The following is a 13,401-nucleotide window of genomic DNA, read 5'->3' on the forward strand; positions in this document are numbered from 1 at the left end:
TATAACGAACTTTATTACTCAGTTGTTATACACTATATTACTTATTATAAATTATAGTGAGTAGATTTGCAAATATTTTCTGCTATAACAATCCACTTTCCTTAAAACTAAAATAGCCCCCACTTGTGATGATAATGTGGTCAAACAATTTAACGCTTACAGTACTACACGCTGCTGCTAGGCTCTTTGTTACTGCTTGATCTTCTTCTGACGGCTCTAAACTTCCTCCAGGGTGGTTGTGTGACATTATTATTAATGTTGCATTTTTTATTAATGCTTTTCTTATAATCTCCTTTATGTACACCGGTGCTTTTTCCATTTCACCAATATAGGATTCTTCTCCAACTAATTGGCGCCTTTTATTCAAGTACAGTATTTTTACACATTCCCTTTCTGAGTGGCCTATACTTACGTTCAAGTACTCTACTAGCCCTTGTAAGTCCATTATTGGCTCTCCCTTGAGCTTTTCTCTCAGCACCCTTTCTAGTGTTTCCTTAACACACATAATCATTGCTACTGCAGAATCAGTTACTCCTTCTATAACTTTCAGATCATCCATTTCTCTACCTAAAATCCTTCCTACTCCTGCATAAGTATGCACCAGATTTTTAGCAATTTCTTGAGCTTGTGGCCTTTCATGTACTGCACTTAGAAATGTTTCCATTATTTCACGATCAAGTAGAGCTTTGCCTTTGCTTTCTAATATTCTGAATTCTATTTCTTCTTTACTTTTATTCATATAATTTACCCTTCACTAACAACAAACTTTTTTTAGATATTTACTGCTGTTTTCTTATCAGCATTGGCATAAAGCCATAGCTTTTGCGTGAAGTCAAATCAATTTTTAAATCTTTTTTACTTATTTTTTTATCAAAAAGTAAAGATATTAATATATAATGATTTTTTATTTTAAACTTGTTGAATTTCGTCCAAAGAGAGGCCTGTTATTTGCAAAATAATATCGGTAGAAATTCCTTTTTTAACTAAATCTTTTGCAATTTTCATCTTTTCTGCTCTTTTCACTTTCTCTTCGTAAATTTGTATGCCTTCAAGCAGAGATTTTATTAGCACATACCGTAATTCTTGACTCTCAATTTCTTTGTATTCTTCAATTAAATTCGGTAATTCATTTTCCACTTTATCATCTGCATCCTCTGTTAGTTCAAGTAGGTCCATGATATTAATCGATAATGTTTCCGCTATTGCATACAATTTTTCCAGTGGAATAGCCACACGTCCTTGTTCATAGTTGCTTATTTCGTCACGTGTTGTACTCATTTTCTCTGCTAAATCTTTTTGAGTATACCCTCTCACTATCCTCCACTCTTTTATCTTCTTTCCTATTTTGCAGTATATAGAACCAACCTTTTCTTCAACACACTCATCAGCAGAGAGACCTATTGTTTTCGAGACAATATCGATAGAAATTCCTTCTTTAACTAGACCCTTTGCAATTTTTATTCTCTCTGTTTTTTTACTATTTTCTTCACCAACTCGGGCAAATTTGGTTAATAAGCAAAATACCTTACGTAACTCCTGACCGCTAATCTTTTTATATTCTCTTATTAAATTTAGTATCTCTTCTTCTTTATTTTCAAGATAGATTTTCTCATTTGATACAGGAATGAGATCCACAATACTTACTGACAATGCTTCCGCTATAGCGTACAATTTCTCAATCGAAATTTTTCGTGTTCCTTTTTCATATTGTAGTACTATTTGATATGTTACGCCGATTTTTCCCGCTAAATCTTTTTGAGTATATCTCTTCGCTAATCTACGATTTCTTACTTCCTGTCCTATTGCTTTGTAGTCTAAAAAGCTAGAGCAGTTATTCTCTTTTCTCACATCTTATACTTCATAATCAGAAGAACTATTACGTATACTTAATTGGGAACCTTTTTGACAAACTGAATTCATCTCCTTTCAAACAATTTTTCTATATCACTTAGTTTCATTTCTATGTAAGTTGGTCTTCCATGGTTGCATTGCCCAGCATACGGTGTTTCTTCCATTCGTCTCAGTAGCTCATTCATTTCCTCTAACTTCATTTTTCTCCCTGCTCGAATCGATCCATGACACGCGACCGTGGCCAGCATTTTGTTCACCTTATCCTCTATTGGCAACATATCTTCCATTTCTGTTAATCTATCTACTACTTCAATTAGCATCTCTTTTATATCTATTGTTCCCAAGATTGCAGGTATTTCTTTCACCCTTACTTTATCTTCTGATTCTATTTCAATACCAAAACCCATTTCAAAAAGCTTATCTTTATACATTTCAACCATCTCCATTCCTGCTTGGTTTTTAATCTCAACTATTTCAGGAAGAAGAAGCTTTTGCCTTTTTATGCTTGATTTTTGTTTTAAGCACTCATAGATCAACCTCTCATGGGCTGCGTGCTGGTCTACTATAATTAATTTGCCTTTAGCCTCAGCAATAATGTAAGTATTGTAGACCTGACAGCGTGCATATCCTAGAGGATAATCCTCTATAAAATCAATTTGCTCCCTTTCTAGGGCAATAGTCTCCGCTTGTAGTAGGAATCTCTGTGTATCAGTATAGTCAAATGATTCTGACCGTTCTGATAAGCCTTTTTCTCCTGCATTTGGCAAGTTGAATTCTTTCATTAGCTGATTCTCAAAAGGACTTGGCCTCCTTCCGTAAAATTCTTTTTGACCCTTTACTTCTCTGCTTTTTCCATTATTAACACACTCATTATTCCTTTGACTTTCACTAACATCAAAAGGTGAACCACTCAGTTCTTCTCCAATACCTTGACACCTAGATCCATTAATATCACTCACTGAAGAGGTACCTATTCTCATTAACAACGCTTTTATTATCCCTCTTCTCACTATTTCATATATTAACCTTTTATTCTGAAATCTTACTTCTGATTTATTTGGATGCACATTTACATCTACTTGATCGTATGGTATACCTAAGTGCAGCACTGCAAAAGGATACCTCCCACTTGGAATAAAATCTTGATACGCATATCGAATTGCACCAATAAGTAGATTATCCTTGATTGGCCTTCCATTAACAAACGTATAGATCTGAGTTGACTTACCGCGGTTGATAGTTGGTTTGGTGCGACCTGAAAGCCTTCGGTCATATTGTTTATAAAAGGAGAGGAATTCATTCAGAAAGAAACTGAAAGGATTCTAAAGCTTATTGAGCCAGATGTTTTGCCATCTGAGTCTACGCATCAGTGCGAATTGGGTAACCAGTTGGTGCCGAGCGACGCGGACAATGAACCTCCTCTTGATAAAGAAGATGCTCAATCGTGAGAGAAAGCATAAACTACAAGCATCATGTGGTTGGAGGGCTAGGCTTAGTGGTATGGTGAACGTAAGTGAAGCTTCATAAGTATCGTAACGATTAAAGAGCTAAAGATGCTGATAAGCTCCGACCAAAAGGTAATGTGACATTTTTCATTTCTGGATGTACGCAAATAATAATTCCACCGGTATAGAGAAGCCACCTAACCCACTATTGTATGACAAAAGGAACAGGATAAGCCTGTATTTTCGCCTATATGGCAGGCAACCCGCAAGGAATGCTGATGGATGTGCAGGTAAAGGATAATGGAGAAAGCGAATGCCATTTTGTAACGAAATGGATAGAATTTGTAACATTAATTCGCGTGAAAACGAGCAGACTTCCATTTGGTCCTTCATGACAAGAAACTTTGTTAACCACTTAAGGTAGGAAAGCAGATGATTACAAGTACAACTGTAAGTGCACCTACCAATAACTCCGAAGCATGGAACCAGTTACCCTGGAAGAAATGCCAAAAAGTTGTTATGAGGCTACAGAGGCGTATTGTTAAGGCTGTCCAACAAGGCAGATGGGGTAAGGTGAAAACTTTACAACACCTTCTCACACGCTCTTTTAGCGGCAAAGCTTTGGCGGTTAAGAGAGTAACTGAAAACCAAGGAAAAAACACAGCAGGTGTAGATCGTCAAATATGGTCAACTTGCAACACAAAATTTCAAGGAATAAAGCTATTAAAACAAAGAGGATACAAACCTTCTCCGCTAAAACGGATATACATCAGTAAGTCTAATGGCAAAAGAAGACCTCTTGGAATCCCTACGATAAAAGATAGAGCCATGCAAGCATTATACTTGTTTGCTTTGGAACCGATAGCTGAAACGATCAGTGATCGTCACTCTTATGGTTTTAGACCAAAAAGATCCTGCGCAGACGCTACTGTGGCTTGCCACTTGTTACTGGCAAGCCGTAACCAACTACAATGGATACTCGAAGGTGATATTAAAGGGTGTTTTGATAACATTAACCATGAATGGCTCATGAAGCATATTCCTATGGAGAAGAAAATTCTTCATAGCTGGTTAAAAGCTGGCTTCCTAGAATCAAAAACTCTGTATTCCACAACTGCAGGTACCCCACAAGGTAGTATCATCTCTCCAATACTAGCAAATCTAGCCCTAAATGGACTTGAAAAATCATTGGAAAGTCAATTTGGTAAACTTGGCAGTAAAAGAAGAAGCAAAATCAGAAGTGGAGTAAATGTAATCAGGTACGCAGATGACTTTATCATTTCAGGAATCACACGTGAAGTACTGGAAAATGAAGTAAAACCTCTAGTATCGTCCTTTCTTCAGGAGAGAGGTCTTATCCTTTCCGAAGAGAAAACAAAAATTACATCTATTACAACAGGGTTTGACTTTCTTGGTTGTAATGTACGCAGGTATAATAAGAAGTTAATTATAAAACCTTCAAAAGAAAGTATTAAGAAACTTCTTAATAAAGCACGTACATTGATAAAGGCAAACATAGCGAACACTCAGGCCGTACTAATCAAGTTGCTCAATTCCCTATTAAGGGGATGGGAAAATTACTACAGCCATGTGTGTGCGAAAAGAGCTTTTAACAAAATAGACCATGAAATTATGTGTGCTCTATGGAAATGGGCAAAGAAAAGACATCCTCGTAAAGGATTACGTTGGATAAAGAATCGTTACTTCAAGGTAATGAAACAACGCCAATGGGTCTTTGCTGCACCCATATGCAAGAACAAACCGAAAGAGATAAGGTATTTAAGACTGCTTAGGTTGATTGATATACCTATCAGACGACATGTTAAAATCAGGGCGGATGCAAATCCACTTGACTTAAAATGGAAAAAGTATTTTGATGAAAGAGTGAAACAAACAAAAATGTTAGCAAGCTCTTTCTCAAGAGAAGGTTCTCTGCTGTTGGTGTCACCATTAAGAATGATGTTTTCTGAGGAATCATGAAGGACAAGCCGGTTCGAGAAAAGAAGGACTTAGATAAGGGGCTCAAGCGTAGTGTGGAGAAACCTGCATGCTGCGTTTCTAAGGGAGGGAGTAGTAGCAATACTACTTCCTTACCTAACCAGGTCGCTAAAACTAAGGGCTTTGAAAAACGCGCACAACTTTATGCTGCTAAGGCTTACTCAAGACAAGCTGATAAATCTGGTAAATACGTTGATTTAAAGAAGATTTTCTTTATCGCGATTTCAAATTGTACCTTATTCCCTGATAAGCTTGACTATATATCTAGCCATACCATAAGAGATGAAAAAACCAATGAGCATGACTTAAAAGATTTTCAATTTATCTTCATAGAGCTGCCAAAATTTCCTAAGAGTAGAGAAGAACAACTAGAAAGTGTAGTAGACCGTTGGCTATTTTTTTTCAAATATGCAGATGAAACAACGGACGAAGATCTCAGAAAAATTGCGGAAAAATCACCAATAATAAAGCTAGCATATGATGAATTAGATAAGTTTCACTGGAATGAAAAAGATCTAATAACTTATGAAGAAAGAATAATGGATCTGCGCAAAGAAGAAGCCATTCTTGAATACAGACTTGATCTTGCTAAAGAGGAAGGTAGAAAAGAGAGGGAAATTGAAGTCGCAAAGAATCTACTTAAAGCAGGTGTTTCTATTGATATCATAGCTCAAACTACTGGTCTTTCTATGAGTGAGATCAAAGAATTGCAGAATTAAGTGTGAATGGTTACGAAAAATATAAGTTTTTGCGATAAACGACATAGTGATGTATTTGTTGTTCAGCATGTCAGTGGAATATTTTCTGGTATCTGTTCAGATGCATGGCTAATGCTGAAACAAAAATTCCAGTGCTCCTTTTTTTGTCATCCCAGTCTGGAATCCAGATTGGGCACTAAGTTGGTAAACACGAAAGCGCTTTACAACGTTTTTGATGGAACTGTGCAAAAGGACTGGATACCAGTGTCAGCTACTTGCATGATACCCATTTGTTCCTATAGTTGCTTTTCTCGTCTACCTTATTTTGCCACTCATCTGAACAGATACCCATTTTGGAGGGATACCAATAATAGTTGTGAGCGGTACAAGTTTAGTCCATATACCTTCCAAGCATAACACGCTCACGAAACTTTAATGCGATAGCTTGGTTTCTACTGAAAGACAGCATTATGCCAAGTGCGATGCTCGAAGATAAAAGAGAAGAACCACCATAGCTAAGTAACGGCAGGGTTATGCCGGTGGTAGGAAAAACACTCAATGTTACCCCTATGTTTATTATGAATTGTGTGATGAATTGCATTGAGATACCGAGAATCACCAACAGATTAAATAATTCATTTTCCCTATATGCAATGTAAAGCAAGCGGGCGGAAATGATGCCAAATAACATCAATGTGGCTAAGCACGTAATCAAACCAAATTCTTCTGCTAAAACAGAAAACACAAAATCTGTATGACAATCAGGAAGAGAGGCTTTTACGCTACCTTCACCAGGTCCAACTCCAGTTAATTGACCTCTTTTGAATGCTTCTAATGATTTTGTGACTTGAAAGTTATCGCGCTGCGTAAAAAAGACAAAATTGTAAATCCTTTGCTTTATATGTGGGAGGCATAAGTAAGCTATTGTAGTTCCAGTTGTGGCCATTCCTATTATGCATAGAAAGTATAAAAATGGTATACATGCAATAAACATTTGACCGATAAAAGAATATGTTAAAAGCATAGACATACTGAAATCAGGTTGCAAAAGTAACAACACAAAAACTAACAGAAATATTATGATTGATATGTGTATTTTAAACTTCATTTCGCTGGCCAAGATACTAGCTATAACAACAGAAAAAAATGGCCTTACGAACTCAGATGGTTGAACAGAAATTTTGACAATATGTAACCATCGTTTCGCACCTTTTACCTCTATACCAAGTATTATCGCAGTTGCTACTAGAATAGTAAATAAAGCGAAACCTGCGAATGAGAGGTTAAGTATAGTTCTTGTGTTGAGAAAAGAAAATGTCACCAAGGTAATTAGTGACAGGACTATATAAATTGTATGGCGCCGTATAAAATAATCCTGTGGTAGAGAAAGACGCTGCGCAATTACAGGGCTTGCTGAATAAACAAGAATGAAGCTTATAGTGAGCAAAAAAAACACTGGAAGGATGAGATAATAATCCAGCGTTCTATACCAGAGTTTAATATTCATTTTGTTCCAATGTGTAATGCCACTATTCCATAGCTCATATTATGAAACTCAACATTCTTAAAGCCTACCTCTTCAATTTCCATTTTAAAATCAGCCTGAGTTGGAAACTCTCTAATGCTCCTCACTAAATATTCATAAGAACTCTTGTCTTTAGCAACTATGCTGCCAATTTTAGGAATTACTTTAAATGAATATAAGTCATAAAGTTTGGTAAATATCTCATTTTGATAGTGCATAGGGGCAAATTCTAAGCAGATAAATTTCCCATGTGGTTTTAATACCCTGTGCGCCTCATTTAAAGCCTTCTTGCGGTCAGAAACATTTCGAATGCCAAAAGCTATTGTGCAATAATCAAATTCGGAGTCTTCAAATGGTAAACTTTCTGCACTTGCACATACCCAATCAAAATTAATTTGGTTTGAATTTATAGCTTTATCACGTCCTCTGTTTAGCATGTTTTGATTTATATCGCATACTGTAACCTTAGCACTTGGCTCTTTTCTTACTACTCTTATTGCTATATCTCCAGTTCCTCCAGCAACATCTAAAACCTTAGAGTTTTTTGTAAAATGCACACTATTTACCATCTTATCTTTCCATAATCTGTGCATTCCGAGGCTCATTATATCATTCATGGTGTCGTAGCGACTTGCCACGGAATCGAATACCTCTTTAACTAATTGTGATTTCTTCTCGATTTTTATAGTAGACATTACGTAAAAACTCCTTTATAATTAGTAAAAATTAATTTGAATTAACACAAATGTCAACGACAGGCCTTGAGCCTGTTAAAATCTTCTTCAGCGTGGTATGATGACCGAGTTAGTGGGCTTGATGCAACCACTAAGAAACCTTTGGAGTAAGCAATGTATTTATAATGCTCAAACTCTTCTGGGGTAACATACCTATCAAGTTTTGCATGTTTTGGAGTTGGTTGTAGATATTGACCAATTGTAATAAAATCAACCTCAGCACTGCGCAAATCGTCCATAACCTGAAGTATTTCCTCTTTTGTTTCTCCAAGACCAACCATAAGCCCTGACTTTGTGAAAACTTTAGGATTAATCTGCTTTACCATCTTCAACAAATATAGTGAATGAAAATAGCGAGCTCGTGGTCTTATTTTTGCATACAATCTCGGCACTGTTTCAATATTGTGGTTATAGACATCAGGTGATGCAACAGCGATTGCTTCAAATGCTCCTTTCTTATTTAAAAAATCAGGAGTTAAAATCTCTATTGTTGTTTCTGAAGTTATCTTTCTAATTTCTTCTATGCACTGTATAAACTGATTTGCGCCACCATCTGGCAAATCATCACGATCAACGGAAGTAATGACAACATGTTTTAAGTTTAACTTTTTTATTGCTTTTGCTAAATTTTCTGGTTCATGAGGATCTAGTTTATCAGGAATGCCAGTTGCAACGTTGCAAAATGCACAAGCACGAGTGCAAACAGAACCGAGAATCATCACAGTAGCATGACGTTTATTCCAACATTCACCAATGTTTGGACATACAGCCTCTTCGCACACTGTATGCAAGTTATGCAGTTTAACGATGTTTAAGGTCTCATTGAATACTTCACCGGTCGGAGCTTTTGCTCTGAGCCATTGAGGTTTGCTATGCATCTGAAACTGCTAACTCTACCTCTTGCTTTACTAAAACTTTTTTCAACCTTCTTTTTATCTTCTGCGCTTTCTCACTTAGTTTAATCGTTCTTGTGTTGAGCAAAAAAGCATCTAAATCACCTTTGTAATCTATAGTTCTCAAAGTTCTTGTTGCCACACGAAATCTAAACTTTTTATTCAATATATCACTTGTCAACGTAACCTTATGTAAATTTAAAAGAAAGGTACGCTTTGTTTTACGATTCGAATGTGATACCTTATTACCAAAAGATTTTTTTCTATTTGTTAATTCACAAACTCTACTCACTTCAATATACCAAATTATTCTATGTACTTAGATTACCTTATATAGTCAAATAGTCAATACTCTCTTGCTTAATTTTTATACCATATACTGCTTTATAACCAAAAAATATCGTAATTTTTTCTATTATAAGAGAAATCATATGCTGAATTTCCAATGCTTTGCTGCCATTTGTTACTACCAGATGCAACACACCCGAATTTATATTCTGTGCATATGAGATCTTTTTCGGTTTTGTACACTCTGCTATTTCTTTCCCTACTATATTTCGCCAGTTTAAAATAAGACGTATTTCATTTTTACTAATCTTATTTTTCATGCATTTTAATGCATAGTTTTCAATTATAGACTTTAATTTTTTTGGACCGCTACGTTTGAGCATTTTTCTGTTTTTTTAGTAAGTAGATAATATAAAAGTATACATATAACTTGAGATTTTGTCATTACTGCTACATGTTTGTGAGATACCGTGACGGTATGACCATAATCGTCACTCCGCAACGCATATTGCATAGTCGTCATTCCGCGGCGTGTTCGCGGAATCTAGCTCTGGTCACGCTACTTAGATGACAACCTTCTAACTGCTTTACAAAGGCTCTACTCTCTGGCCTCACACCGTAAAAGCAGTATTTTTATGCAAAATTTATCTCAACGTAGCACTTGTCAAGATCGTTCCATTCAAAAATTTTTGTTTTGCCTCATAATTAACCTTATAGCTGTTTTAATTGTAATTGGTTAAATTATTATTAACTTGCCAGGCTAGATCCAAAAAATAGCATAATCAATATGCAAATTGCAATAGAAATCACGTTTGCGTATGGTTTATTGCTATGCAGTTAATCTTTCCTCAATCCAAGCTGCTTGAATAGCTTCGAGTATTTTTTCGTTACAGCGTTTTTCATCATCATCAAATTCCTCTAAACTCAATACCTTTTTTTTAAGCTCAGTCAATCTAATACTAATTATATTCTCATCTGGAAATTTTTCTTCCAGAGCTTCTACAATATCTTCTATATCAAGCCATTTCATACTTTTTTGTATTTATCTGCTAAGTTAAATTGGTGCCCATGGGGAGACTTGAACTCCCAAGGTCGCAAAACCCACGGATTTTAAGTCCGCTGCGTCTACCGATTCCGCCACACGGGCTTTTTTTATCTATCTAGAGTAAAACTCTACTACTAAATTGACTTCCATGTCTGCTGAATAAGGAACCTCAGAATATTGAGGTGACCTCAAATACTTCACTGAATGCTCTTTACTATCTGCTTCTAAATAATCCGGAGCCTTGCGCTCTTGTTTTTGTTCAGCCTCTACTACTACAGGGATTTTTGCTGCCCTTTCTCTTATTTTTATTATATCACCTGGCTTCACTCGATAACTCGATATGTTAACCACCTTATCATTAACTGTAACGTGCTTGTGAGATATGAGCTGCTTTGCTGAGTAAATTGTTGGAACAAGACCAGAGTGGTATAAAACAGAACTTAATCTCGATTCTAAGATACCGATAAAATTATCAGCCGTATAACCCTTTCTGTTATAAGCATCTAAAAATGTACGTCTGAGCTGCTTACTTGAAATCGCATAGTAAAACTTAAATTTCTTATGCGCAGCAAACTGCTTACCAAAGTCGGATAACTTCTTGAATCCAAGAATACCATGTTGACCTGGAGGGTATTTCCTTTTGTTTACTGGGTCTTTAGCTCTACCCCATAAATTTACACCAAGTCTACGGCTAATCCTATACTTTCTAGTGATAACAGTTGTCATATAAAAACTCTCACGATTTAACTTTAGATTATTAAGGATTTTAGCACTCAGTGTCAACTTGTTTTTGCTGATATAATCTTTTATACTTCATTTTTAAGTTTTTCTATTAACACATGAATCATTCACATTTAAAATCTATGGCAAACGCCATCCGTTTTTTATCAATTGATGCAGTACAAAAAGCAAACTCTGGACACCCAGGTATGCCACTTGGCATGGCAGATGTTGCAACTGTTTTGTTTGCTAAATATCTGAATCATAATCCTGATGATTCTAAATGGTTCAATAGAGATCGCTTTGTTTTATCAAACGGTCATGGGTCAATGTTACTATACTCAATATTATATTTGACAGGTTATATTAGCGTAGATGAGCTAAAAAACTTCAGACAAATGGGATCCAAGACCCCAGGTCATCCAGAGTTCGGCTTGACTTCCGGGGTAGAGGCAACAACAGGCCCGCTCGGTCAGGGGTTTGCCGCTGCTGTTGGCATGGCACTTGCTGAATCGATACTTGAAAAGCAGTTTAGAATCAATCACTACACTTATGTGATGCTAGGGGATGGCTGTCTTATGGAAGGAATAAGCCATGAAGCAGCATCACTTGCTGGGCATCTTAAATTGAATAAGCTTATAGCTCTTTTTGATGATAATGATATTTCTATAGATGGCGCTACTTGCCTTTCCTGTTCTGACGATGTAGAGAAACGCTTCTTAGCGTATGGATGGAATGTTGACAAAATTGATGGCCATGATTTTGATGCCATATCCCTTGCAATAGAGCAAGCAAAAAAGTCTGATAAACCTACAATGATCTGCTGCAAAACTATTATCGGAAAATTTTCAAGCCGTGCTGGCACATCCTCTGCTCACAGTGGTGCTTTTTCGGAGGAAGACATAAAACAGATGAGAGAGAAATTAAACTGGAATTATGAACCATTCCATGTACCAGAAGATGTGAAAAATGCCTGGAAGAAAACTGTTGAGAGAGCAAAACAAAACTACACGATGTCATTCCAGCGCATGACGCTGGAATCCAGGAAAGAAGAAAAAGAATGGATCCCAGTGTCAAGCACTGGGATGACAAGAGAGAGTACTGGGATGACAGAAGAGAATGCTGGGATGACAGGGTATCATGCAGAACTTCAAAGACGGTTAGATAAACATCTACCAGAGAATATCGCTGGTGTTTTAGCTGACCTGAAGAAACAAATATGTGAGCTAATGCCAAACGAAGCTACTCGATCTTCTTTCGGCAGAGTAATGGAACTTTTAACTGAGTCTATGCCGGAATTAATCGGCGGTTCTGCTGATCTTACCGGGTCAAATTGCACTAAATATGAGCACATGCAGGTAATAAATAGCAATAATTATAGTGGCTCTTATGTCCACTATGGAGTGAGAGAGCACGCTATGGCAGCATGTATGAATGGTATGGCACTTCACGGCGCGATTCTTCCTTATGGCGGCACTTTTTTGGTATTTTCCGACTATTGTCGTCCTGCTATACGTCTTTCAGCTCTGATGAAGCAGCAGGTTATATATGTCATGACTCACGACTCAATTGGAGTGGGAGAAGATGGCCCGACTCATCAGCCAATAGAGCATTTAGCCTCTTTGCGTGCTATACCAAATCTATATGTTTTTAGTCCAGCCGATGCAGTTGAAACTCTGGAGTGTGTTAGCATTGCACTCGAAAAGAAAGAATCTCCAGCACTGTTTGCGCTCTCAAGGCAAAACGTAAGTTACATGCGCAAGTTCTACTCTGATATCGATCAATCTGCTAATTTATCGAAGTTTGGTGCATATATTTTGTGTGAATGTTCAAAAGAATTAAAAGTGACGATATTTGCTACGGGGTCCGAGGTTGAAATTGCAGTTGAAGCAAGGGAGAAATTGCAGGAAAAGGGTATAGGTACAAGGATTGTTTCTATGCCATGCTGGAGGCTTTTTGACGAGCAAAGCGATGAATATAAAGCGGCAATATTAAATAATGACAGCATTAAAGTTGCAATTGAAGCCGGAAGTGAAATGGGTTGGCATAAATATATAGGTTCAAACGGTATATTTATTGGCATGAAAAGCTTCGGAGAATCAGCACCTTATAAAACACTCTATGAGCATTTTAATATCAGCGCAGATCATGTGGTAAAATGTGTGTGTGAGAAACTGGTTTACATTCAGTAGACTTCTTGCATA

General features: G+C 36.7%; 14 protein-coding genes, 1 tRNA gene and 1 pseudogene. 5 read left to right on the forward strand and 11 right to left on the reverse strand.

All coding sequences use genetic code 11. The features are described from left to right. Window positions 1–82: 82 nt before the first annotated feature. The 3 genes and pseudogenes from J4T77_RS01750 to mutL all read right to left on the reverse strand — a co-directional run. Window positions 83–739, reverse strand: coding sequence for a JAB domain-containing protein (locus tag J4T77_RS01750; protein ID WP_010082269.1), 657 nt, complete (start codon window positions 737–739; stop codon window positions 83–85). Between the two features lie 170 nt (window positions 740–909). Next, complete coding sequence (gene wmk / locus J4T77_RS01755) at window positions 910–1,848, reverse strand: WO male-killing family protein Wmk (RefSeq protein ID WP_190321206.1); 939 nt, start codon at window positions 1,846–1,848, stop codon at window positions 910–912. A gap of 68 nt (window positions 1,849–1,916) precedes the next feature. Further along, window positions 1,917–3,098: pseudogene (mutL, locus tag J4T77_RS01760) on the reverse strand (DNA mismatch repair endonuclease MutL); the annotation flags it as partial. 27 nt (window positions 3,099–3,125) lie between these two features. On the opposite strand from mutL, the gene J4T77_RS01765 reads away from it, so the two are divergent. The 4 genes from J4T77_RS01765 (at window position 3,126) to J4T77_RS01780 (ending at window position 6,013) form a co-directional block, all read left to right on the forward strand. Continuing rightward, entirely contained in the window at window positions 3,126–3,299 is a 174-nt protein-coding gene (locus J4T77_RS01765; protein ID WP_223823152.1) for a hypothetical protein, read from the forward strand. A gap of 248 nt (window positions 3,300–3,547) precedes the next feature. After that, window positions 3,548–3,691, forward strand: coding sequence for a hypothetical protein (locus J4T77_RS01770; RefSeq protein ID WP_173862902.1), 144 nt, complete (start codon window positions 3,548–3,550; stop codon window positions 3,689–3,691). Window positions 3,692–3,728: 37 nt separating this feature from the next. After that, on the forward strand, window positions 3,729–5,276 hold the full coding sequence (gene ltrA / locus J4T77_RS01775; RefSeq protein ID WP_233641084.1) for a group II intron reverse transcriptase/maturase: 1,548 nt from the start codon (window positions 3,729–3,731) through the stop codon (window positions 5,274–5,276). Beyond that, window positions 5,273–6,013, forward strand: coding sequence for an Rpn family recombination-promoting nuclease/putative transposase (locus J4T77_RS01780; RefSeq protein ID WP_233641085.1), 741 nt, complete (start codon window positions 5,273–5,275; stop codon window positions 6,011–6,013). The genes ltrA and J4T77_RS01780 overlap by 4 nt, the downstream gene beginning before the upstream one ends. Before the next feature lie 370 nt (window positions 6,014–6,383). Here the strand turns inward: J4T77_RS01780 and J4T77_RS01785 are convergent, their stop codons facing one another. The 8 genes from J4T77_RS01785 to rpsD all read right to left on the reverse strand — a co-directional run bounded on the left by J4T77_RS01785 (window position 6,384) and on the right by rpsD (window position 11,203). Then, window positions 6,384–7,499: an FtsW/RodA/SpoVE family cell cycle protein gene (locus tag J4T77_RS01785; protein ID WP_010962558.1), complete on the reverse strand. Its 1,116-nt coding sequence runs from the start codon at window positions 7,497–7,499 to the stop codon at window positions 6,384–6,386. Beyond that, a complete protein-coding gene (gene ubiE, locus J4T77_RS01790) occupies window positions 7,496–8,212 on the reverse strand; it encodes a bifunctional demethylmenaquinone methyltransferase/2-methoxy-6-polyprenyl-1,4-benzoquinol methylase UbiE (RefSeq protein WP_010962557.1) in 717 nt (238 codons plus the stop codon). Before ubiE ends, J4T77_RS01785 begins: the two co-directional genes overlap by 4 nt. Window positions 8,213–8,265: 53 nt before the next feature. Then, window positions 8,266–9,129, reverse strand: coding sequence for a lipoyl synthase (lipA, locus tag J4T77_RS01795; protein WP_190321204.1), 864 nt, complete (start codon window positions 9,127–9,129; stop codon window positions 8,266–8,268). Beyond that, window positions 9,122–9,436, reverse strand: coding sequence for a 50S ribosomal protein L28 (rpmB, locus tag J4T77_RS01800; RefSeq protein WP_006279619.1), 315 nt, complete (start codon window positions 9,434–9,436; stop codon window positions 9,122–9,124). The genes lipA and rpmB overlap by 8 nt, the downstream gene beginning before the upstream one ends. Window positions 9,437–9,473: 37 nt before the next feature. Further along, window positions 9,474–9,815 carry a DUF721 domain-containing protein gene (locus J4T77_RS01805; RefSeq protein ID WP_010082513.1) on the reverse strand — a complete coding sequence of 114 codons (342 nt, stop codon included), beginning with the start codon at window positions 9,813–9,815 and terminating at the stop codon, window positions 9,474–9,476. A 446-nt stretch (window positions 9,816–10,261) separates the two neighbouring features. Then, window positions 10,262–10,462: a Fe-S cluster assembly protein IscX gene (gene iscX / locus J4T77_RS01810; protein WP_190321203.1), complete on the reverse strand. Its 201-nt coding sequence runs from the start codon at window positions 10,460–10,462 to the stop codon at window positions 10,262–10,264. Between the two features lie 30 nt (window positions 10,463–10,492). Further along, a tRNA-Leu gene (locus J4T77_RS01815) sits at window positions 10,493–10,579 on the reverse strand. 9 nt (window positions 10,580–10,588) lie between these two features. Then, window positions 10,589–11,203 (reverse strand): 30S ribosomal protein S4, encoded by a 615-nt coding sequence (gene rpsD, locus J4T77_RS01820; RefSeq protein ID WP_010962555.1) that lies wholly within the window; start codon window positions 11,201–11,203, stop codon window positions 10,589–10,591. A gap of 113 nt (window positions 11,204–11,316) precedes the next feature. On the opposite strand from rpsD, the gene tkt reads away from it, so the two are divergent. Next, complete coding sequence (gene tkt, locus J4T77_RS01825; protein ID WP_190321202.1) at window positions 11,317–13,389, forward strand: transketolase; 2,073 nt, start codon at window positions 11,317–11,319, stop codon at window positions 13,387–13,389. Window positions 13,390–13,401: the final 12 nt, after the last annotated feature.

The organism is Wolbachia endosymbiont of Drosophila innubila (assembly GCF_021378375.1).
Taxonomy (GTDB): Bacteria; Pseudomonadota; Alphaproteobacteria; order Rickettsiales; family Anaplasmataceae; genus Wolbachia; species Wolbachia pipientis.